Source organism: Pseudomonas sp. BTN1, from assembly GCF_001907715.1.
GTDB classification, from domain to species: Bacteria; Pseudomonadota; Gammaproteobacteria; order Pseudomonadales; family Pseudomonadaceae; genus Aquipseudomonas; species Aquipseudomonas paracarnis.
In genome coordinates this window covers 142,395-164,944 of the sequence record NZ_MPBM01000024.1, presented here as the reverse complement: position 1 = coordinate 164,944, position 22,550 = coordinate 142,395, and the positions used below count along the sequence as shown (strand labels likewise).

The 22,550-nt window shown below is 61.6% G+C and carries 19 protein-coding genes and 1 other RNA gene; 7 read left to right on the top strand and 13 right to left on the bottom strand.

Translation table 11 applies throughout. From position 1 onward, the window contains the following. The first annotated feature begins 99 nt into the window (after positions 1-99). The 4 genes from BMH52_RS11230 to hemN all read left to right on the top strand — a co-directional run bounded on the left by BMH52_RS11230 (position 100) and on the right by hemN (position 4,947). Positions 100-2,550, top strand: coding sequence for a heavy metal translocating P-type ATPase (locus BMH52_RS11230; RefSeq protein WP_073843721.1), 2,451 nt, complete (start codon positions 100-102; stop codon positions 2,548-2,550). Between the two features lie 22 nt (positions 2,551-2,572). Beyond that, a complete protein-coding gene (gene ccoS / locus BMH52_RS11225; RefSeq protein ID WP_014719448.1) occupies positions 2,573-2,785 on the top strand; it encodes a cbb3-type cytochrome oxidase assembly protein CcoS in 213 nt (70 codons plus the stop codon). Continuing rightward, the gene (locus BMH52_RS11220; RefSeq protein ID WP_073843719.1) at positions 2,778-3,461 is read left to right on the top strand and encodes a sulfite exporter TauE/SafE family protein; all 684 of its coding nucleotides are present in this window, start codon (positions 2,778-2,780) and stop codon (positions 3,459-3,461) included. The genes ccoS and BMH52_RS11220 overlap by 8 nt, the downstream gene beginning before the upstream one ends. A 103-nt stretch (positions 3,462-3,564) precedes the next feature. Further along, positions 3,565-4,947, top strand: a complete 1,383-nt coding sequence (gene hemN / locus BMH52_RS11215) for an oxygen-independent coproporphyrinogen III oxidase (protein WP_072433665.1) — start codon at positions 3,565-3,567, stop codon at positions 4,945-4,947. A gap of 6 nt (positions 4,948-4,953) precedes the next feature. Here hemN and BMH52_RS11210 read toward each other — a convergent pair whose 3' ends face one another. Further along, the gene (locus BMH52_RS11210) at positions 4,954-5,415 is read right to left on the bottom strand and encodes a hypothetical protein (RefSeq protein WP_014719451.1); all 462 of its coding nucleotides are present in this window, start codon (positions 5,413-5,415) and stop codon (positions 4,954-4,956) included. A 155-nt stretch (positions 5,416-5,570) separates the two neighbouring features. Between BMH52_RS11210 and fnr the strand changes: the two genes are divergently transcribed. Then, the gene (gene fnr, locus BMH52_RS11205; protein ID WP_005790290.1) at positions 5,571-6,305 is read left to right on the top strand and encodes a fumarate/nitrate reduction transcriptional regulator Fnr; all 735 of its coding nucleotides are present in this window, start codon (positions 5,571-5,573) and stop codon (positions 6,303-6,305) included. 76 nt (positions 6,306-6,381) lie between these two features. Continuing rightward, positions 6,382-6,930 carry an adenine phosphoribosyltransferase gene (locus tag BMH52_RS11200; protein ID WP_003193191.1) on the top strand — a complete coding sequence of 183 codons (549 nt, stop codon included), beginning with the start codon at positions 6,382-6,384 and terminating at the stop codon, positions 6,928-6,930. A 109-nt stretch (positions 6,931-7,039) separates the two neighbouring features. On the opposite strand, the gene BMH52_RS11195 is transcribed toward BMH52_RS11200, so the two are convergent. The 6 genes from BMH52_RS11195 to BMH52_RS11170 all read right to left on the bottom strand — a co-directional run bounded on the left by BMH52_RS11195 (position 7,040) and on the right by BMH52_RS11170 (position 13,725). Beyond that, on the bottom strand, positions 7,040-8,188 hold the full coding sequence (locus tag BMH52_RS11195; RefSeq protein ID WP_014719452.1) for an acyl-CoA dehydrogenase family protein: 1,149 nt from the start codon (positions 8,186-8,188) through the stop codon (positions 7,040-7,042). A gap of 211 nt (positions 8,189-8,399) precedes the next feature. After that, positions 8,400-9,002 carry a recombination mediator RecR gene (recR, locus tag BMH52_RS11190; RefSeq protein WP_014719453.1) on the bottom strand — a complete coding sequence of 201 codons (603 nt, stop codon included), beginning with the start codon at positions 9,000-9,002 and terminating at the stop codon, positions 8,400-8,402. Positions 9,003-9,068: 66 nt separating this feature from the next. Further along, entirely contained in the window at positions 9,069-10,103 is a 1,035-nt protein-coding gene (locus BMH52_RS11185; protein ID WP_073843759.1) for an NADP-dependent oxidoreductase, read from the bottom strand. Between the two features lie 139 nt (positions 10,104-10,242). Next, the gene (locus tag BMH52_RS11180; RefSeq protein WP_003193199.1) at positions 10,243-10,581 is read right to left on the bottom strand and encodes a YbaB/EbfC family nucleoid-associated protein; all 339 of its coding nucleotides are present in this window, start codon (positions 10,579-10,581) and stop codon (positions 10,243-10,245) included. A gap of 43 nt (positions 10,582-10,624) precedes the next feature. Continuing rightward, positions 10,625-12,706, bottom strand: coding sequence for a DNA polymerase III subunit gamma/tau (gene dnaX, locus BMH52_RS11175; RefSeq protein WP_014719454.1), 2,082 nt, complete (start codon positions 12,704-12,706; stop codon positions 10,625-10,627). Between the two features lie 77 nt (positions 12,707-12,783). Further along, on the bottom strand, positions 12,784-13,725 hold the full coding sequence (locus BMH52_RS11170; RefSeq protein ID WP_072433664.1) for a DMT family transporter: 942 nt from the start codon (positions 13,723-13,725) through the stop codon (positions 12,784-12,786). 98 nt (positions 13,726-13,823) lie between these two features. Between BMH52_RS11170 and BMH52_RS11165 the strand changes: the two genes are divergently transcribed. Continuing rightward, complete coding sequence (locus BMH52_RS11165; RefSeq protein ID WP_014719456.1) at positions 13,824-14,687, top strand: LysR family transcriptional regulator; 864 nt, start codon at positions 13,824-13,826, stop codon at positions 14,685-14,687. An 18-nt stretch (positions 14,688-14,705) separates the two neighbouring features. On the opposite strand, the gene BMH52_RS11160 is transcribed toward BMH52_RS11165, so the two are convergent. The 6 genes from BMH52_RS11160 to ligA all read right to left on the bottom strand — a co-directional run bounded on the left by BMH52_RS11160 (position 14,706) and on the right by ligA (position 22,504). Continuing rightward, positions 14,706-15,296, bottom strand: coding sequence for a hypothetical protein (locus BMH52_RS11160; protein WP_020302653.1), 591 nt, complete (start codon positions 15,294-15,296; stop codon positions 14,706-14,708). 1 nt (position 15,297) lies between these two features. After that, positions 15,298-16,344 (bottom strand): N-acetylmuramidase family protein, encoded by a 1,047-nt coding sequence (locus tag BMH52_RS11155; RefSeq protein ID WP_014719458.1) that lies wholly within the window; start codon positions 16,342-16,344, stop codon positions 15,298-15,300. Between the two features lie 158 nt (positions 16,345-16,502). Further along, entirely contained in the window at positions 16,503-18,464 is a 1,962-nt protein-coding gene (locus tag BMH52_RS11150) for a hypothetical protein (RefSeq protein ID WP_073843717.1), read from the bottom strand. A 151-nt stretch (positions 18,465-18,615) separates the two neighbouring features. Next, positions 18,616-18,712, bottom strand: an RNA gene (gene ffs, locus BMH52_RS11145) — signal recognition particle sRNA small type. A 98-nt stretch (positions 18,713-18,810) separates the two neighbouring features. Next, on the bottom strand, positions 18,811-19,977 hold the full coding sequence (locus BMH52_RS11140; protein WP_014719460.1) for a putative zinc-binding metallopeptidase: 1,167 nt from the start codon (positions 19,975-19,977) through the stop codon (positions 18,811-18,813). A gap of 160 nt (positions 19,978-20,137) precedes the next feature. After that, positions 20,138-22,504, bottom strand: coding sequence for an NAD-dependent DNA ligase LigA (gene ligA, locus BMH52_RS11135; protein ID WP_014719461.1), 2,367 nt, complete (start codon positions 22,502-22,504; stop codon positions 20,138-20,140). Positions 22,505-22,550: the final 46 nt, after the last annotated feature.

Here is a 22,550-nt window from a genome sequence, read left to right as displayed (position 1 = left end):
GGTAACGCCTTGCTGGACGCTCTGCGTCTGCTTTGTGACGCAGAACGTCACAGGCAACATTCCCACGCAAAGCGTGGGAACGATCTACGGAACTGAGCAATGACCCAACCCACCCCCTGCTACCACTGCGCCCTACCCGTCCCCTCCGGCAGTCGGTTCACCGCCCAGATCCTCGGCGAACGCCGTGAACTCTGCTGCCCGGGCTGCCAGGCCGTGGCCGAGGCGATAGTGGACGGCGGGCTGGAAAGCTATTACCAACACCGCAGCGAAGCCTCGGCCAACCCCGAGGCGCTGCCCGTGCAGTTGGTGGACGAGCTGGCGCTGTACGACCGCGCCGATGTGCAAAAACCCTTTGTACGCCATCAGGGCGACCTGGCCGAAACCACGCTGCTGATGGAAGGCATCAGTTGCGCCGCCTGCGGCTGGTTGATCGAGAAACACCTGCGCAGCCTGCCTGCGGTGGCCGAAGCGCGATTGAACCTGTCCAACCACCGCCTGCACGTGCGCTGGGCCGATGGGCAATTGCCGTTGAGCCAACTGCTCAGCGAGCTGCGCCATATCGGTTACGCCGCCCATCCTTATCAGGCCGACCGCGCCGCCGAACAATTGGCCAGCGAGAATCGACTGGCCCTGCGACAACTGGGAGTCGCCGGCTTGCTGTGGTTCCAAGCCATGATGGCAACCATGGCCACCTGGCCGGAATTCAATATTGACCTGAGCCCGGAGCTGCACATCATCCTGCGCTGGGTCGCAATGTTTCTCACCACGCCCATCGTGTTCTACAGCTGCGCGCCGTTCTTCAAAGGCGCCCTGCGTGACTTGCGCACCCGCCACCTGACCATGGACGTGTCGGTGTCCCTGGCGATTGGCGGCGCGTACCTGGCCGGCATCTGGACCGCGATCACTGGCGTAGGCGAGTTGTATTTCGATGCCGTGGGCATGTTTGCCCTGTTCCTGCTGGCCGGACGCTACCTTGAGCGCCGCGCCCGGGAGCGTACTGCCGCAGCCACCGCCCAACTGGTCAACCTGTTGCCCGCCTCCTGCCTGCGCCTCAAAGACGATGGCCAGAGCGAGCGCATCCTGCTTAGCGAATTGGCGCTGGGTGATCGCGTGCTGGTACACCCCGGCTCCGTACTGCCGGCGGATGGCGTGATTCTCGACGGCCAATCCAGCATCGATGAATCCCTGCTGACCGGCGAGTACCTGCCGCAACCTCGGCGCACGGGTGAGAGCGTCACGGCCGGCACGCTGAATGTCGAAGGCGCGCTGACCGTCCAAGTGCGCGCCCTGGGACATGACACGCGCTTGTCCGCCATCGTGCGTCTGCTGGAGCGCGCCCAGGCCGAGAAGCCTCGCCTGGCGCAGATCGCCGACCGCGCTGCGCAGTGGTTCCTGTTGTGCTCGCTGATCGCCGCCGCACTGATCGGCCTGCTGTGGTGGGAGCTGGACCCCACCCGGGCGTTCTGGATTGTGCTGGCGATGCTGGTGGCGACCTGTCCGTGCGCCCTGTCGCTGGCCACGCCCACCGCCCTTACCGCCGCCACCGGTACATTGCACAGTCTCGGGTTACTGCTGACCCGCGGCCATGTGCTGGAGGGCCTGAACCAGATTGATACGGTGATTTTCGACAAGACCGGCACCCTCACCGAAGGGCGCCTGGCGTTGCGCGCCATCCGGCCCCTCGGCGCGCTGGACAGCGACCAATGCCTGGGCCTTGCCGCCGCCCTGGAGAACCGTTCCGAACACCCGATTGCACGTGCCTTCGGCCGTGCGCCGCTGGCCGCCGATGAAGTGCTGAGCACGCAAGGGCTGGGCCTGGAGGGTCGTGTGGGAGAACGTCTGTTGCGCATCGGCCAGCCGGGTTTTGTCTGTGAACTCAGTGGCTGCGCGATTCCCGCCTCACCGGAGGAAGCCGGGCAATGGCTGCTGCTGGGCGACCGCAGCGGGGCGCTGGCCTGGTTCGTACTCGACGACCGTCTGCGCAGCGACGCCCCCGCCTTGCTCGCCGCATGCAAGGCGCGGGGCTGGCGCACGCTGTTGCTCTCCGGCGACAGTTCGCCGATGGTGGCCAGTGTCGCCTCTGAGCTGGGTATCGACGAGGCCCATGGCAGCCTGCGCCCTGACGACAAGTTGCAGGTACTGCAAAACCTGCACAAGGAAGGTCGCAAAGTGCTGATGCTGGGCGATGGGGTCAATGATGTGCCGGTGTTGGCTGCTGCCGATATCAGTGTGGCGATGGGCTCGGCCACCGACCTGGCAAAAACCAGCGCCGATGCGGTGCTGTTGTCCAACCGCCTGGATGCGCTGGTGCAGGCCTTCAGCCTGGCGCGGCGCACTCGCCGAGTGATCATCGAGAACCTGTTGTGGGCCGGGTTGTACAATGGGCTTATGCTGCCGTTTGCGGCCCTGGGTTGGATCACTCCGATCTGGGCGGCGATCGGCATGTCCCTCAGTTCGTTGACCGTGGTGCTCAACGCGTTGCGCCTCACTCGCCTGCCGAGCGCGCAAGCCTCGGGCACCGCCCCAGTAACCCGCTCGCTGCCGGCCTGAGCCGCGTGGGCATGGAGTACAGATGCCAGCTCTCTATGTAATGATTCCGGCGGCACTGCTGTTAGTGGGCGTGGCCATCTACATCTTCTTCTGGGCCGTGGACAGCGGCCAGTACGAAGACCTCGATGGCCCGGCCCACAGCGTGCTGTTCGACGACCAGGACCCGAACCACCTGGCCGCCATCGATGAAGCCAACAACCCTGAGCAAGCGCCCAAAGAGCCGCCCCATGCTTGAGCTGGCGCCCTTGCTGGTCTCGGCGCTGATCCTAGGCCTGCTTGGCGGCGGCCATTGCCTGGGCATGTGCGGCGGACTGATGGGCGCGCTGACCCTGGCGATCCCCAAGGAACAGCGCAGCCGCCGTTTTCGCCTGCTGCTGGCATACAACCTGGGGCGCATCCTCAGCTATGCCACCGCTGGTTTATTGATCGGCCTGGCCGGCTGGGCGGTGGCCAACAGCCCGGCGGCGATGTTCATGCGTGTGCTCGCCGGCCTGCTGTTGGTCTGCATGGGCCTGTACCTGGCCGGCTGGTGGAGCGGCCTCACCCGTATCGAAAGCCTGGGGCGCGGCCTGTGGCGGCATCTGCAGCCGGTGGCCAACCGTTTGCTGCCGGTGTCCAGCCTGCCCCGTGCCTTGCTGCTAGGCGCGCTGTGGGGCTGGTTGCCGTGCGGGCTCGTCTACAGCACCCTGCTATGGGCGGCGAGCCAGGGCAATGCACTGGACAGCGCCTTGCTGATGCTGGCGTTCGGGCTGGGCACCTGGCCGGTGCTACTGGCCACCGGGCTGGCCGCCGAACGGGTGACGGCGTTATTGCGCAAGCGCAGCGTGCGGGTGACCGGTGGGGTGCTGGTGATGATCTTCGGCCTCTGGACCTTGCCCGGCCCCCATCAGCACTGGCTAATGGGGCATTAGCAGGCCCTGTGGCATAGCGCCGCTCCCCGTTGATGCAAATCAAGATGCCTGCACCGCCCTCCCCCTAGACTCGGCCCACTAGCCAATCCGGGGGACCGCCCGCATGCTCGACGCCATTCGTTGGGACACAGATCTGATTCACCGCTACGACTTGGCGGGACCGCGCTACACGTCCTACCCCACCGCCGTACAATTTGACAGCCAGGTCGGCACCTTCGACCTGCTCCACGCCCTGCGTGACAGCCGCAAGGCCGTAAGGCCACTGTCGCTGTATGTGCATGTGCCGTTCTGCGCCAACATTTGTTACTACTGCGCCTGCAACAAGGTGATCACCAAGGACCGTGGCCGCGCCCAGGCCTACCTGCAGCGCCTGGAGCAGGAAATCCAACTGGTGGCCTGCCACCTCGACCCGCAGCAGCCCGTGGAGCAACTGCATTTGGGCGGCGGTACGCCCACGTTTCTCAGCCACGATGAACTGCGCCAGGTGATGAAATGCCTGCGCCAGCATTTCAATTTGCTGGATGACGATTCGGGCGACTACGGCATCGAAATCGACCCACGCGAAGCCGACTGGGCCACCATGGGCCTGCTACGTGAACTGGGCTTTAACCGCGTGAGCATCGGCCTGCAAGACCTCGACCCCGAGGTGCAACGGGCGGTCAACCGCCTGCAAAGCCTGGAAGAAACCCGCGCCGTGATCGATGCAGCGCGCACCTTGCAATTTCGCTCGATCAATATCGACCTGATCTACGGCCTGCCCAAGCAGTCGCCGTTGAACTTTGCGCGCACCGTGGAAGAAGTCATCCGCTTACAGCCTGACCGCCTGTCCGTGTTCAACTACGCGCACCTGCCGGAACGCTTCATGCCCCAACGGCGGATCAACACTGACGAGCTGCCCTCACCAGCGGAAAAACTGCTGATGCTGCAAACCACCATCGAACAACTGACCCAGGCCGGTTACCGCTACATCGGCATGGACCACTTTGCCCTGCCAGACGACGAATTGGCCGTCGCCCAGGAAGAAGGCAAACTGCAGCGCAACTTCCAGGGTTACACCACCCACGGGCACTGCGACTTGATTGGGCTGGGGGTGTCAGCGATCAGTCAGATCGGCGACCTGTATTGCCAGAACAGCAGTGATCTGAACCAGTACCAGAATGCCTTGGCGGGTGCGCAATTGGCGACCAGCCGCGGCCTGGTCTGCACTACGGACGACCGGTTGCGACGGGCTGTAATCCAGCATTTGATCTGCAATTTCAGCCTGGCATTCGAGGGGATCGAACAGGCGTACAACATCGATTTTCGCGGTTATTTTGCCGAGTTATGGCCGCAGCTGGAAACGATGGCCGCCGACGGCCTGATCGAGTTGGACGCCCACGGCATTCGTGTGCTCCCGGCCGGGCGCTTGCTGGTGCGTTCAGTGTGCATGGTGTTCGATGCCTACCTGGAGCACCAGAACAGGCAACGATTTTCGCGGGTCATCTAGACGTACTTACTTCATGGCCAGGCTGGCAGCCTTGACTGCATCACCGGCACTCATGTCTTTCATCGCCTTGGTCAGGGACGCCTGGGCGCTGGTCAAGCTGGCTTGCAGTGCGCTCAACGCTGACTGCAGCCCGGAGAGTCGGGCACGGGCCTGTTCTGGGCTGAGATTTCTGTCGGCCATTACCGCAGCCATCTCGGCTTGTTTCTCGGCAATCTGCTTTTTGATCTCACGAATCATCTTGAGCAGATTCTTGACGTTGTCCGCCAGGCCGCTGTCGTCGATGTCACTGTTTGTGGCTTTTTCCGCCGCAGCAGCTTTCATCGCGGCGCCGGAGATGGTCACCGAAACGGCAGGCTTGGCTTCGTCGGTCGTCGGGATCGCGGCAACATCCGGTTCGGCAGCTTTCTTGGGTTCGGGCAGTGCCTGGATCTGAGTGCGCGAAGCGAGTTGAGCAGTGAGGGCTAACATGGTCTGAGCCGCCGTATTTGTAGTCGATAGCAGTACTATCGGCGGTTTTAGCCAAATCTTTATATACCGGTCGGTTTTTTGTACACGCTGGCCTCCGTGCCCCCCAGTGCGTTACCCTTACGTCTTATGTGTGTTTTCCCACAAGGATTTAAGAAATGTCCGAGCCAGTCAAACTGCGCGCTCACAGCCAGGCCCATTGCAAGGATTGCAGCCTGGCTCCCCTCTGCCTGCCACTTTCATTGAATCTGGAAGACATGGATGCGCTGGACGACATCGTCAAACGCGGCCGCCCGCTGAAAAAAGGCGAGTTTCTGTTTCGCCAGGGCGACAAGTTTGATTCCGTCTATGCAGTACGCTCTGGCGCGTTGAAGACCTTCAGCCTCAGCGACGGCGGCGAAGAGCAAATCACCGGTTTCCACCTGCCAAGCGAGTTGGTCGGGCTGTCGGGGATGGACACCGAGATTCACCCGGTGTCGGCCCAGGCCCTGGAAACCACCTCGGTGTGCGAAATCCCATTCGAGCGCCTGGATGAACTGGCCCTGCAACTGCCGCAATTGCGCCGCCAATTGATGCGCGTGATGAGCCGCGAGATTCGTGACGACCAGCAAATGATGCTGCTGCTGTCGAAGAAAACCGCCGATGAGCGCATTGCCACCTTCCTGGTCAACCTGTCGGCGCGCTTTCGCGCCCGTGGGTTCTCGGCCAACCAGTTCCGCCTGAGCATGTCGCGCAATGAGATCGGTAATTACCTGGGCCTGGCAGTGGAGACCGTGTCCCGCGTGTTTACCCGTTTCCAGCAGAACCAGTTGATTGCCGCCGAGGGTAAAGAAGTGCATATCCTCGACCCGATCCAGCTGTGTGCATTGGCTGGCGGTTCGCTGGAGGTCTGATCCAGGCTGCGGCCGCGCCAATCGGCGAGGCCGCAGGTATACTTCGAGTCCGTTTTCCGCTCTGGACTCCTCGACGATGACTTTTGATTCGTTCGACATCAAATCCCTGATTCGCCCCGTTATCGACTTCCCCAAGCCGGGTGTGATCTTTCGTGACATCACGCCGCTGTTCCAATCGCCCCGCGCCCTGCGCCTGGTGGCCGACAGCTTTGCCCAACGCTATGTCGAAGCCGATTTCACCCATATCGGTGCAATGGATGCCCGTGGCTTCCTGATCGGCTCGATCATCGCCTACCAGCTCAACAAGCCGCTCATCCTGTTTCGCAAGCAAGGCAAGCTGCCGGCGGACGTGCTGGCCGAGGGTTACCAGACCGAGTACGGCGAAGCCTTCCTGGAAGTGCACGCCGACAGCCTGTGCGAAGGCGATTCGGTGCTGATGTTCGATGACCTGATCGCCACCGGCGGCACCCTGATTGCTGCAGCGAACCTGGTGCGGCGCATGGGGGCAAAGATTTTTGAGGCTGCGGCGATTATTGATTTGCCAGAGCTGGGTGGCTCGCAGCGGTTGGCAGACATGGGGATTCCGACGTTTTGCCTGACGCAATTTGGGCTGACTGAGAGATAAGGGTCGGCAGTACTGCCGTCATCGCGGGCAAGCCCGGCTCCCACCTTGGAATGCATTCCCCTGTGGGAGCTGGGCTTGCCCGCGATGAGGCCCGAAAGAACACCCCGGTTTACAACCCCATCTGCTTACTGATGATTTCATTCATCACTTCGCGCGTCCCGCCACCAATCGACAAAATCCGGTTATCGCGATACAGCCGCTCCACCAGACTGCCACGCATATATCCCTGCCCGCCCAATATTTGCACGGCGTCATACGTCACCCGATCAGCGGTATCGGTGGCCAGGTTCTTGGCCATGGAAATCTCTTTGATCACACTCTTGCCAGCGGCCATCTTCGCGGCCTGACGATAGGTGAACTCGCGGGAAACCTCCACGGCGGTAGCCATTTCCGCCAGGCGATGCTTGAGCACCTGGAATTTGCCGATGGGTTTGCCGAATGCTTCGCGCTGGGCGGCCCACTGGAGGCTTTCCTCCAAGGCCAGTTGCGCGGTCATGTTGGCCATGAGGGCCAAGGCCAGGCGCTCGCTCTGGAAGTTGCCCATGATGCAGGCAAAGCCCATGTTCTCGACACCGATGAGATTGCCCACAGGCACGCGGCAATCGTCGAAGAACAACTCGGCGGTGTCCGACGCCCACCAGCCCATCTTCTTCAGCGGCTGGCCGACGGTGAAACCCGGGATGCCTTTTTCGATCAGCAGCAGGCTGATACCGCCAAAGCCCGGCCCACCTGTGCGCACGGCCACGGTGTAGAAATCAGCGCGAATGCCGCTGGTGATAAAGGTCTTGGCGCCGCTCACGCGGTAATGCTCGCCTTCACGTACGGCGCGGGTTTGCAGGTTGGCTACATCCGAGCCGCCGCTGGGCTCGGTGACCGCCAGGGCGATGATCTTCTCGCCGGCGAGCACCAGAGGCGCTATGCGCTCACGCACGTCGGGCCGGGCCCATTTGACGATGGGCGGCAGGCCGATATCCAGGGAGCCGAGCCCGGCCACCACGCCACCGGAGCCGCAGCGCATCAGCTCTTCGCTGGCGGCGACCTTGGCGAACAGATCGCCTTCGTGGCTGCCACCCAGCGCCTCGGGGTAGCCGATGCCCAGAACGCCCGCCGCACCGGCCTTGAGGTAAAGCTCGCGGGGAAAACTTTCCGCTTCCTCCCATTGCTCGATGCCGGGCAACATCTCGCGTTCGACGAAGCGGCGCACGCTGTCGCGGACCAATTGGTGGCTGGGATCGAAGTATTCCTGAAAGGCAGACATCGGCAAGCTCCATGGCGGGATGGAGCGAACTTACCAAGCGCTTGCTTGGTTATCAAGCCGAATACATTTTTTACCGTCACACAAAACCAATGTGGGAGCCGGGCTTGCCCGCGATGCAGGCGCCTCGGTTTTTCAGGTACACCGTGGTGATGCTATCGCAGCGATGCGGCGACCCGACAAGCCAGCTCCCACATTGGGACTGCAGTGGGTTTTAAAGCGCGATCGGCTTTCGGCCTGCGAACGAGTGCGCCAGGGTGCCGCCGTCCACCAATTCCAGCTCGCCACCCAACGGTACGCCATGGGCGATCCGTGAAGTAATCAAACCTTTATTGGTCAGCAACTGAGCGATGTAGTGCGCCGTGGCTTCACCTTCCACCGTCGGGTTGGTCGCCAGGATCACTTCAGTAAAGGTGCCCTGCTCTTCGATTCGCGCCACCAGTTGTGGAATACCGATGGCTTCCGGCCCCAGGCCATCGAGCGGCGACAGGTGGCCCTTGAGCACGAAGTAACGCCCGCGGTAACCGGTCTGCTCCACGGCGTACACATCCATCGGCCCTTCCACCACGCACAGCAACGTGTCGTCGCGACGCGGGTCGGCGCATTGCGGGCAGAGTTCTTCTTCGGTAAGGGTGCGGCACTGGCGGCAATGGCCCACACCTTCCATGGCCTGGCTCAGGGCCTGGGCCAGGCGAGTGCCGCCGCTGCGATCACGCTCCAGCAGTTGCAGCGCCATGCGCTGGGCAGTTTTCTGGCCGACGCCGGGCAAAGTGCGCAAGGCGTCGATCAGTTGGCGAATCAGGGGGCTGAAGCTCATGGGCGAAGGGTCCGACAAAACAACGAGACGCGGTTTATACCCGCGCCCCGGATTAGCGTCAAATACTCAATCCTGCGCGACGCGCACCACCAACTTGCCGAAGTTGCGCCCTTCGAGCAGGCCGATAAAGGCTTCGGGCGCCTGCTCCAGGCCGTCGACCACGTCCTCGCGGAACTTGATCTTGCCCTCGCGCACCCAAGGCGCCATGGCACTGAGGAACTCCGGCTGGCGGTCGCCATAGTCATCGAACACAATAAAGCCCTGGATCCGCACGCGCTTGGTCAGCAAGGTGCGTTGCAGGGCCGGCAAACGGTCAGGGCCGCTGGGCGCTTCATGGGCGTTATAGCCGGCAATCAACCCGCACAGCGGCACGCGCGCCTTGGGGTTGAGCAAAGGCAGCACGGCATCGAAGACTTTACCGCCGACGTTTTCGAAATAAATGTCCACGCCTTTGAAACAGGCCAGGGCCAGCTCATGGGCAAAGTCTTCGCTCTTGTGGTCGATACAGGCGTCAAAGCCCAACTCATCCACCACGTAGCGGCACTTGTCTGCGCCACCGGCGATGCCCACCACGCGCAAGCCCTTGAGCTTGGCCACCTGGCCCACCACCGACCCCACCGCGCCCGACGCAGCCGCCACCACCAGGGTTTCCCCGGACTTGGGCTGGCCGATATCCATCAAGCCCATATAGGCCGTCATGCCCGGCATACCCAGTACGCCCAAGGCCATCGACGGACTCGGCAGCCCCTTGGGCAGCGGGATCAGGTTATGGCCTTCGCAAATGCAGTGGCTTTGCCAGCCGGTGGCGCCGACCACCAGGTCGCCCACTTCGAATTTCGGGTTGCGCGATTGCTCGACACGGCTGACAGCCCCACCGGTCATCACCTCGCCGATTTCCACGGGCGCGGCGTAGGACGGCGCGTCACTCATGCGTCCACGCATGTAGGGGTCCAAAGACAGGTACAGGGTCTTGAGCAGCACCTGGCCGTCTGCCAGGTCCGGCAGGCTCACACGTTCCAGGCGAAAGTTTTCCGGCGTGGGGGCGCCTTGAGGGCGTGAGACCAGAACGATGCGTTGGTTGAGCGTCATTTCTTGAGGCATCAGCGGGGCTCCTTTATCGGTGAGTGGTTTCAACGGTATAGGGTGCAGACCATCGGTGAAGGCTTGGGGTTCGATGTTTCGACCGGCGAAAAAAATGCCAGGCACGATGCCTGGCATTTGAGTCTAGCTAAAGCGTGTATCAGAACGGCAGTTTCATGCCCGGTGGCAGTTGCATGCCAGCGGTCACGCCGGACATTTTGTCCTGGCTGTTGGCTTCGATCTTGCGCACAGCGTCGTTGACGGCTGCGGCGAACAGCGCTTCGAGCATTTCCAGGTCATCTTCACCCACGCCCGGCAATACGCTTGGGTCGATGCTGACACGCTTGATGTCGTGACGACCGGTCATCACCACGCTGACCATATCGCCACCGGCTTTACCGGTGACTTCGGCGTTGGCCAGCTCTTCCTGCATCTTGGCCATTTTTTCCTGCATCTGCTGCGCCTGCTTCATCAGGCCGGCCATGCCACCTTTCATCATGGGAATCACCTCAAAAGTACGTGGATCAATGAATAGCCCGGTGTCATGACGCTTGGGGCACCGGGGCTTCGACAGGTTCAATAGTATCGTGGCGGACGACCGCACCGAACTGTTGCATCATTTGTTGGATAAGCGGATCTGCGTGGATCGAGTCCTCGGCCTCGCGCTGGCGGTTAAGGCGCCGACGGGTCGCTGCCTGGGCCGGGGTTTCCTGCTCGGGCTTGATCAGCTCGATGGCGATGGTCAGCGTGCGCCCATGGTACTGGTTGAGCGCATCGTTGAGCCGGCGCTGCTGGGTGGCGTTGAACAAGGCGCTATGGGCCGGGTCCAGGTGCAGCAGCCAGTGGTCGCCTTCGATGGAAATCAGGGTGCAGTTGGCGGCGATACTGCCGGTCATGCCGGAGATCGGCAATTTCGGAAACAATTCCAGCCATTGCAGGGCCAGACCGGTAGCCGGGGCCGCGGCAGGTTCTGCCTCGGGCTCGGGCGCCGGTTCCGCGGTGTGCTCGCTGGCCAGTTCGTCCAGGTAGCTGTAGGCCGAATCCATGTCCGGCTCGATGTAGTCTTCGTCCAGCGGCGGTTCGTCATCCAGGTCAATGCCCGGCGTGGCCGCGTCGACCTGGGCGACCGTCGGTTCAGGAACGGGCGCCGATACCCACTCAGGGGCATCCGGCACCACGCTGTCCGGAGTCGGCGTAGGCATCGGCGTCAGCTCGGGTTGCTCGCCGGTGGTTTCCAGCACGGGCTCCACGGCGGGCTGTTGCTCGGGCTCTACTTGCGCTTCGACCGGGTCATTCCAGGGCAAGTCGACCACGGGTTCGGGCTCGGGCTCAATGACCGGCTCGGGCTCGACCACCGGTGCGACGGCAACCGGCGCAGGTTCAGGCTCAGGTGCCGGCGCAACCGGCTCAGGCACAGCAACCGCAGGCGCTGCAACTACTGGCGCGACAACGGCCGCCCCAGCCACGGGTTTGGCGGAATCAACTGTGGCCTGGCTGATCCCCACTGGCTTTAGCGGCTGTCTCGGTGCGTCTGCCGAATCTGCCGGCCGGAACGCCAGCATGCGCAGCAGCACCATTTCAAAGCCACCCCGCGGGTCGGGTGCCAGGGGCAAGTCGCGGCGACCGATCAGGCCCATCTGGTAGTAGAACTGCACGTCTTCGGCCGGCAAGGCCTGGGCCAGGGCCAATACGCGATCACGGTCGCCATGACCGTTGTCCACGCCTTCCGGCAGGGCCTGGGCGATGGCGACGCGGTGCAATACGTTGAGGATTTCCGAAAGCACGCCATTCCAATCCGGGCCTTGCTCCGACAGGTGGCGCACCGCTTCGAGCAACGCCTTGGCGTCACCCTCGATCAGCGCGTGCAGCACGTCGAACACCTGGCCGTGGTCCAGGGTACCGAGCATGGCGCGCACGTCGGCGGCCATGACCTTGCCTTCACCAAACGCGATGGCCTGGTCGGTGAGGCTCATGGCATCGCGCATCGAACCATCGGCGGCACGGCCCAGCAACCACAGCGCGTCGTCTTCGAACGGTACGTTCTCGACGCCCAGCACGTGGGTCAAATGCTCGACCACACGCTCGGGGGTCATGTTTTTCAGGGAGAACTGCAGGCACCGCGACAAAATCGTTGCCGGAAGTTTCTGCGGGTCGGTGGTGGCCAGGATGAATTTGACGTAGGGCGGCGGCTCTTCCAGGGTTTTCAACAAGGCGTTGAAGGAGTGGCTGGACAGCATGTGCACTTCGTCGATCAGGTAGACCTTGAAGCGGCCACGGCTCGGCGCGTACTGCACGTTGTCCAGCAGTTCGCGGGTGTCTTCGACCTTGGTACGGCTCGCGGCGTCGATCTCGATCAGGTCGACGAAACGCCCTTCGTCGATCTCACGGCACACCGAACAGGTGCCACAAGGCGTCGAGGTAATACCGGTTTCACAATTCAGGCATTTGGCGATGATGCGCGCAATCGTGGTCTTGCCCACCCCGCGCGTACCGGTGAACAGGTAGGCGTGGTGCAGCCGTTGGCTGTCCAAGGCATTGATCAGAGCCTTGAGCACATGGGTCTGGCCGACCATTTCGCGGAACGAGCGCGGGCGCCATTTACGTGCAAGAACCTGATAACTCATCGAAAACCGTCGCAACTGGGAAGCAGAAGCCGGTAATGCTAGCGGAGCAAGGGGGAAATTGCATCCGGCACGCTCGTCTAATCTGACGAAGCTTGTTCGATTGGCCTCCCAGAGGGCACCTGAGGACGTTTTGCTGGCACCTTGGAGCGCCAACGCCCTTCCAGACTGATAGCGGCGACGCTGGCCAGCACGACCACTGCGCCCAGCATCACCTGCAGGGTGACGTGCTCGCCAAGCAGCGTGGCGGCCATCAGCATGGCAACCGGTGGAATCAGGTACATCGCCACCGACGCACGACTGACCTCGACGTGCTTCAACACGTAACCCCAGGCCAGATAGGCCAAGGCACTGGGAAAAATACCCAGCACCAGCACGGCGAGATTCTCCCCCATCGGTGCCTGCACGATGGCGGCGGGCAGTCCCGGCAGGTTCACGCACAGCATCAGCGTGCCGGACCACACCATGTAGCACGCCATCGTCAACGGGCTGTAGCGATGGGCGTAATGTCGCTGGATGGCGAAGTACACACTCCATGAGCAGGCCGCCAACAAGATCAGCAAACCCCGTGGGTTGAGATCGCCCATGCCCTGGTCGCCCCAGATCACCACCAGTACGCCAGCCAACCCCAACAGTACGCAACCCCAGCGCCAGGCGCTGACCTGCTCTTTCAAGCAGAAAAACGCGATCAACACACTGAACAACGGCGCCGACTGTGCCAACACACTCGACGCTGCCGCCGTCACCCATTGCTGCCCATGATTGAGACTGGTGTGGTGCAGGAACACCCCGAAAAAGCCCAGCACCAACAACCACGGCAGGTCGCGCAATGGTGGCCGTCCAATTCCCACCCCCCAGGCCACGCCGCCCATGAATACCGACGCGATCAAAAACCGCAGCAGCGCCAATTGGCCGGGGCTATAACTGTGCAACCCCATGTGTACGCCGATGGGCGAATACGCCCAGCAGAGGATGACGCTGGCAATGACTAGCGTAAGCTTCAGAGGTGACGGAGTATTCATCGACAGCATCCACGCAAAAGGAATGCTGCCAGTCTTGGCCCAGGCCAGGCATAGGACAATTAAGCGTTTCTGACTTCTGAAATCATTGGAACTGAGCAATGGAACTGGCCCAACTGAAAATGGTGCGAGCCGTGGCGCAAACCGGCAGCGTGGCCCAGGCGGCACTGCAATTGCACTGTGTGCCGTCCAACATCACCACGCGCATCAAGCAGCTGGAAAGCGAGTTGGGCACGCCGCTGTTTATCCGTGCTGGCCGAGGGCTGGCGATCAGCGCTGCGGGAGAAATCTTCCTGGATTACTGCGAACGTATCCTGGCCTTGGTGGATGAATCCAAACGCGCGGTGGATGCCAGCGCCATTCCCCGTGGCACCTTGCGCATCGGTGCGGTGGAATCCAGTGCCAGCGGGCGCTTGCCGCCGCTGCTGGCGGAATACCACCGGCGTTATCCCAATGTCAGCCTGGAACTGGTCACCGGTGCCTGGGCGCAACTGCTGGACGACCTGCAGCACCACCGCCTGGACGTGGCGCTGGTGGCCGCTGGCGGCAAACGCACGAAGCTGGAACAGAGCGTGGTCTACAGCGAACGCCTGGTGCTGATCGCCAGCGCGTGCAGCGCGCCTATCAATAGCGCCGAAGACTTGGCCGGCCGTACATTGCTGGTATGGCCGCCGGGCTGCCCTTATCGCGCCGCCCTGGAAAACTGGCTCAAGCCCCATAACGTCAAGCCAGCGATTGCCAGCTATGCAAGCTGGGGCACGATCATCGGTTGCGTCAGCGCGGGGATTGGCGTGGCGTTGGCACCCGAGGGGATCCTGGCGCGCTATGAACAGGCCAATCAGTTGGCGTCTTATCGCTTTGAAGCGCTGACGCCCGTGGACAACCTGTTGTTCTGGCATACGGACACCCAGCGGCACCTGGCGCGAGATGCGTTCGCCGGGCTACTGCGCGAGACCTTTGGCTGACTTGCTCGCTCCTACAATTTAGGGCTTCGGGGCAGCCAACCGTGCGTACTGGCCCTGGCTGATCCAGCCCGTGAAAGAGCGGTCGTCAGCGTTGATGAATTCCACCTGCGCCCAACCGTCCTTGAACGCCAGTACGCCCACCACGTCATGCTTGACGATGTAGGGCCGCTTTGCCGCTTTGGCGCCCGGCGTTTTAAGCAGGTAAGCCTTGTCGGCAGACACCGTCACCAAGCCGATCCATTGTTTGCTAGCGGTCTGGCTCAGCTCCAGGCCCGTGGCGATTTCCGGCATCAGCACATTGATGCAGCCAGGGTGTTGGCGGCCCTGCGCCACGGTCAGGGTCACCCCGTCGGGCGCCGCGGCCAAACTGCCTGGGTAGGCAGCGTCCCGCCAGGTGGTGAGCGCTTCGGGCTTGCCTTGCAGGTAGAACGTGCAACCACGGGCCACACCCTCGCCCATCGATTCCTGATAGAACCCCTCGACCTGATGCCCAGGCGTCACCGCCAGCATCAGCCCTTCATATTTACCTGAATGCAACGCCGCCGAGCCGGCCAACGCGGGCGCCACGGCGCACCACGACAACACTCCCATCGCCAGATAACGAATCATCTTATTTCTTCCCTTCAAAGGCTTCGTAGGCTTGTTTCATCAGGACGTCATAGTTGCCGTAATCGTCGCCATTATAGTTTCGGGCCATGGCGGTAAAATCCTTGTTTTTCATCGCGCTCAACAACGCCGAGTTGTGGCTGCAAAGGCTGAGATAGGCCTTGAGTTGATTACCGGCATTGACCTTCAATGACGCCACGAACTCAAACACCGTCTTGAACCCGCACGCCGCAAAATTGAACCCCATGATTTGAAACATGCCCCAGGAGGCCGACATCAAGGCCGCTTCCTGGTCCAGCGCAAAGGCAGTGGCCATGGTCTCCCAGGCCTTGACCTGATCCTTGTTGTTCGTCTGCCATTGCGGGCCGGCTTTTTTCTTGTAGACATACGACAGCAGCGGCTGCGACTGGTCGTAGATGTGCTTGGTGTACTTGCGAAAGTGGTGCCCTTCAAAGGCGATGATCGGCAACTTGGCAGGCCCGAACCCCACCTTCCCGCCCGACTCCACCGTGGCGAACGCCTTGACCACATTCACCGAAATACCGTTGCCCAATTGCTTGGCGGCGTTCTGGAAATCCGTATCGCTCAAGGTCGTCCCGCCGTCGCAGGTGGACTGCATCATCAACTGCCGGTTACGCCGCTCGGCCTCGATCACCGCACGCACACGGTCCAGGTACACATTGACCGTGGCCTGTACCGCATCGATGTTGTTATTGCCGAAAATGTTGAGAAACGTCGGAATGCGCGTGTTAGGAAAAGCCCGCACCGGCACCTTCAGCGCCTCTTCGATCAGACTGTTGAACGTTCGCCCGGTGGGGTCGATCACGCCATCGGGATGGGCGTACTTGAGATGGCGAAACTGATACTGGCTGATGCACTGCACCAACTGGCCGTCGCACTTGCCGTTTTCCAGCAAGGCAAACCCCATCTTGGGAATGATCAAATTGAATAGATACTGGATGCACTGAACATCGGCGGGCAAGTTGCGGGCTTTGCCGGGCGTCCCTACCGAAGCACTGATAAGACGAGGCAACCCTTGCAGGCTTTTCATGACAGACATCCTTGTGAGTGAAAGAAGCGATAGCACTTCAATATCAAATCCATGCCCTTGTCATACTCTGAAACAAGTGGCCGGCGCAAGCTAACAAGGCGGTCTGCGGGTTGTCCAGAGGGCTTTATGAAAGTTGTGAAACAGCCGGATTAAATCTGTCAGTAACCGTGGGAATCACGGGTCTTTTGATACTTGTGGTAGTCGAGCCACTCGACCACATCGTAGGGCAGGTACAACTGCACCCTGGCCCGTGAAATCGCGATATACACCGCACAGAGTCTTTGATCGAACGCGTAGGCGTCCTGGAACTTCACGTTGGTCAACAGTTCCGGCGTAAGCAATACCCGGTCGAACTCCATGCCGCCCGCATCCTGCGCCAGCATCAACAGGACGCGCTCGTCCGGATGGCCGATCAACCTGTTCAAACGCGTGACATCCGCCACGTTAAAGCCTTTTTCCAGTTCGGCCTCGACCCACAGAAACGCCTCATCGAACTGGCAGGCTTCGCGCACCTGCTGCCAATCGGCCATGTCACTGAAAAACGCATGGGGGCCGAGGTCATTGAACTCATTGCTATAGAAATCGGGTTTGAACAACGCGATGACCGTGTCCATGAAATGCTTGAGCGACTGCTGGGCCTCTTTGCTCGCCAGGCCGAACGCACAACGGGCGTGGCTCAGTTGGATCGCCCACTGCATGGTGTCCCAATGGGAAGCGGTCAACACCACGCAACCTTGCGGGGGTACAAAACCCTGCGGATAAAACTCAATGCCGACATCGGCATCGCGTGCGCCCTCGAAAAGCGATTTGCTTTTTTCCGAGTGCAAGCTGATCAACGGGTTGACCAGGCGCTCGACATTGCGCCCGGAACGCACGGAGTAGCACACGTCGGTATGGCGAACCTCACGGGCGCGTTTGACCACGCCGCCACTGGCCTGCTGATACTCATCCCCCAAAGTGATCAGCACCTGGCGGCCGCGCTCGATGATTTGCAGCAACGGCGCGGGGATGTCCTGGCTCTCATCGATGAGCACGTGGGTATAGCGCTCGGGGACGACGCAGCCTGCAAGGCTGGCGCGCTTGATCATCAACAAGGCTTCAAACCCGGTATGCCGGCCCCAGGCCGGGTTCGCCTCAAGGTAGCCCCACAACCGGCTGGCATATTCGAGCAGCACCCCGGCATCGACGCCGGCGAGCGGTTGCTTGAAATGCGGCAAATGCTGGGCCGACAAGCTGTACTCCCAAGAGCGGCAGTAGGCTTCAAGCACCTTGAGGCACACCTCCACTACCGCTTGCCCTTCCAGGCGACGAAAACCAAAGATATTCAGTTCTTGGGCGAGCGCCTGCTTGGTCGGCACCCTCACCGGCGCATTCAGCGGCTTTGGCCTGGGGCCATGCAATAGAGCATGGGCGAAGTCCTGAAAGGTATGTCCGGCCTTACGCTCCCGCGCTCCCACCATGCGAGCACGCAGGGTTTCGAGTTTTGCCGGGGTGCGTGCCAGCAGCAAGGTCTTTTCCGGGCGCAGGTGCTCCAGCAAGGCCACCAGCAGGTGACTCTTGCCAATGCCTGCGTAGCCTTGCACATGCAGGTCTTCGTTCAGGTTGGCACGGAAGGTTCTGAGCAGCTTGTCCTGCTCGGCGCTCAACCAGCGCTCGCGATGCCTGGGCGTGATCACCTGCTGGCTGAACGGATCATTGGCCTTGAGATGGCGGACTTTATACTCGACGTCCCATTTGCCACTGGGTAACAGGTAGTCCTGCGCCTGGACTTCCTCCTCCAGCAGAAAGCGCAGCTTCAGGCTTTTGACCACATTGAGGCCGAAGTACAGCTTCCTCTGATCGAACAGCCGCTGCGCTTCAGAGAGCAGGGACACACTGGCCGAATGGCGGGCATCGACTGCCCAGTCAATCAGCTTGGCCAACACTTTTTCAGCACCGTTGGCGCTAAGGTCGCTTTCCGGCACCTGCGCCAGGTTCTGGATCACCAACACCGCCGCCAATTGGGGCTCACTCAGGGCTACAAGCGCATCGAAACCCTCACTGCCCAACAACCCCGCACAGGTGTGCTCGGTGATCGGCAAGAAAACAGGGCTGGATAAATTGAAATGTTCCGAGTGCATAGAGCCTCGTAGCCAGGGGAAGAGACGCTTGGGAGTATGCCACTAGACGGGAAATGACCGTCATGCACTGTGCAGGAAAGCATCACAGATGACGGGCTGAAAATAACTTGAGATTTAGAAGGGACTGCAGAAGGGAGCGTTATGGAGGCAACCCCACCAGCCACACCCCGGCACACAATGTTCCCGCTGTGGCTGCTGCCTTCCGGCTCTGACCAGGTTCACGGGTAATCGTTGCGGGGGGACCGATGGGGTCACCATAACGACGCTGCCTCTCGGCAAGCCGCGCCATTGTACCCATCTCATCGGAAGTTACAACCGTTGGTTCCGGATTAAAAAATGAGAAGGCTCAAGCACTTGCCATAACCCCATCAGCCCTGCCGCCTTCTTCCTGGATGACCAGGTGAATAAAGTGCAGCTTGGCAATCACCGCGGGCGGCAGCACGAAGGGGTAGAAATCCGGCTGGCCCATGGCGCGGGACAGTTCGTTGAGCATGCCGGCCAGTTCGATCCAGGCATTGACGAAGGAAAGGAATGCCGGGCCGCCAGGGTGTTGCGGGTCGTAGAGCGTGGTCAGGGGGAATGGCTGGTAATCCAGGTCCATCTCGCGGGCGCTCATGCCAAAGCCCAGGGCTGTGTCCACGGCGTCCATCATGTGCAGGTAGTGGGCCCAGGTTTCAGCCCAATCTTCCCAGGGGTGCATGGTGGCGTAGGCGCTCACGCAGGTGAGTTGCCAGTCGGGGCGCGGGCCGTTCTGGTAGTGCTGGTCGAGGGCCTCGGCATAACTGGCGCGTTCGTCGCCGAACAGGTTGCGAAAATGAGGGAGCCAGTGGCTGTTGGCGATCAGGCGGTCCCAGTAGTAATGACCGACTTCATGGCGAAAATGGCCGAGCAAGGTGCGGTACGGCTCGCGCATCTGTACGCGGACTTTTTCGCGGTGGGCGTCATCGGCTTCCTTGATGTCCAGGGTGATCAGCCCATTGGCGTGGCCGGTGGTGGGCGCGTTGCCTTCCAGGTCGATACCGATAAAGTCGAAGGCCAGGCCAGTCTCTTCGTCAACGCTCTTGGGCACCACTTGCAGGCCCAGGCTGATCAGTTGCGCCACCAAGCGGCGCTTGGCGGTTTCGACCTTGCGCCAGCGTTCGGGGTTTTCCGCAATTGATAGGTCAGGAATGGTGCGGTTCAGGCTACAGGCCACGCACAACGGCGCGGTGCTGTGGGCAGGAATCAGCCAGTTGCACGCAGCCGGTGAGTCGAGGTTGGCGCAGCGCCGAAAAGCGCCAGCATCAAGATTGTCGTCGGCCAGCCAAGTACCGACCACCGGCCCAGGTTGCAGGGACGACAGGCGGCTTTGCTGCGGCTGGTAACCCAACGCCGCCTGGCAGGCCAGGCATTGGCTGTTGCGAAAGAACAGCGACTGGCCACACCGGCATCGCCACACCTTGCTGTTGCGCGAGGTTTCGGCCATGAACGGAGCGGCGATGCGCGTGCTGAGTTGCTCGAAGTAGCGGAACATGGCGATCTCTCCCTGGGTGACAGAGACTAGATCATTTCTCGGGAGAGATCGTTCCCACGCTCCGCGTGGGAATGCCGCCTTGGACGCTCTGCGTCTGCGCGAAGGCCGTGACGCGGAGCGTCACAGGATGCGTTCCCACGCGGAGCGTGGGGACGATCAATCAGACGGTGATGTTGTGCTTGGCCAGGAAGGCGACGAAGGCCTCTTCGTCCAGTACTTTCAGGCCCAGCTCATTGGCCTTGGCCAGTTTCGAGCCGGCGCCGGGTCCCGCCACCACACAGTGGGTTTTCGCCGAAACGGAACCGGCCACCTTGGCCCCCAGGCTTTCGAGCTTGTCCTTGGCCACATCGCGGCTCATCAACTCCAGGGAGCCGGTGAGTACCCAGGTGTGCCCGGCTTCGGGCAAGCCTTCAACGACCTTTTTCTCGCTCTGCCAGTGCATGCCGAAGTCCTTGAGCTGCTGCTCGATGGCCAGGGCATGGTTGGCGTTGTCGGCATTATCGAAAAACTCCCGTACAGCCTTGGCTTGCTTCTCGGGCAGCGCCTGGCGCATGTCGAGCCAGTCAGCCTTGATGATGCCCTCCAGCGAACCGAACTTGTCCGCGAGCTTCTGCGCCGCGCCCGGTCCCACCGAAGGCACGTGCAGCTTGTCGAGCAAACCGCCCAAGGTGGTGCTGGCGGCGAATTCCGCGCTGAGTTCGCCCTGCTCCTGCAATTGCAGGCCGCATTCGTCTGGCGACAACAGCGCGCCAATCACCTGCTGGTTGTGCCCGTCTTCAAAGAAGCTATGGATCTCATGGGCCACTTCCAGCCCAACATCCGGCAAGTACGTCAGCACCTCTGGCAACGCCTTTTGAACACGCTCCAGGGACGCCAGCGAGCGCGCCAGCACCTTGGCCGTCTCCTCGCCCACATCGGGAATGCCCAAGGCGTAGATAAAGCGTGCCAGGGTCGGGGTCTTGCTGTTTTCGATGGCACTGATCAGCTTCTTGCTGGAGGTATCGGCAAAGCCTTCCAGGTCGATGATCTGTTCGTATTTGAGCTTGTAGAGATCGGCCGGCGAACCGATGAGCTGTTCATCCACCAGTTGCTCGATGGTCTTGTCGCCCAGGCCGTCGATGTCCATGGCCCGGCGCGAGACGAAATGAATGATGGCCTGCTTGAGTTGCGCACCGCAGGCCAGACGCCCGACGCAACGGTACACCGCGCCTTCGCTGACGGTTTCCTTGCCCTTGCTGCGCTTGACCAACTGCGTGCGCTCCACATGGGAACCGCACACCGGGCAATTTTGCGGGATCTGCACAGCGCGGGCGTTTTCCGGGCGGCGTTCGGTGACCACCGAGACCACCTGCGGAATCACATCACCGGCGCGGCGGATGATCACGGTGTCACCGATCATCAGCCCCAAGCGTGCCACTTCGTCCATGTTGTGCAGGGTGGCATTGGACACGGTCACACCGGCCACCTTGACCGGCTTGAGGCGCGCCACCGGCGTGACCGCACCGGTGCGGCCGACCTGGAATTCCACGTCGAGCAGCTCGGTGAGTTCTTCCATGGCCGGGAATTTGTGCGCGATCGCCCAGCGCGGCTCGCGGGCACGGAAGCCCAGTTCACGCTGGTAGGCAATGCTGTTGACCTTGAACACCACGCCGTCGATTTCATAGCCCAGCGCATTGCGGCGCTCGCCGATGTCGCGGTAGTAGTCCAGGCATTCCTGGATGCCCTTGGCCAGCTTCAACTCGTGGCTGATCGGCATGCCCCACTTCTGCAACTGCTTGAGGTTGCCGATATGGGTGTCGCTGATATCCGCGGTCACCTGGCCGATGCCATAGCAGCAGAACTCCAGCGGGCGACTGGCGGTGATCTTCGAATCCAGTTGGCGCAAGCTGCCCGCCGCAGCGTTGCGCGGGTTGGCGAAGGTCTTGCCGCCCACTTCCAGTTGCGAGGCGTTCAACCGCTCGAAACCGGCCTTGGACATGAACACTTCACCGCGCACTTCCAGGGTGGCTGGCCAGCCCGCGCCGTGCAGTTTCAGAGGGATATTGCGCACGGTGCGCACGTTGACGCTGATGTCCTCGCCCGTGGTGCCGTCGCCCCGGGTGGCACCGCGCACCAGCTCGCCATCCTGGTACAACAGGCTGACCGCCAGGCCATCCAGCTTCGGCTCGCAGCTGTATTCCACCGCAGCGCCAGCGCCAAACAGATCGCCCACCGGCAGGTCAAGGCCCTCGGTGACCCGGCGATCAAACTCCAGCATGGTGGTTTCATCGAAGGCGTTGCCCAGGCTGAGCATCGGGATCTCGTGCTTGACCTGGGTGAACGCCGACAATGCCGCACTGCCGACCCGCTGCGTCGGCGAATCACGCGTCACCAGCTCCGGGTGCTCGGCCTCCAGGGCCTTGAGCTCGTGGAACAGGCGGTCGTATTCGGCGTCCGGGATGCTCGGCTCGTCGAGGACGTGGTAGCGGTAGTTATGCTGATCCAGTTCAGCGCGCAGTTCGAGGATGCGGGTATGGGCGGCGGTCATGGGTGTTCTCTCATAAAGCAAAAGAGCAGCCGAAGCTGCTCAATAT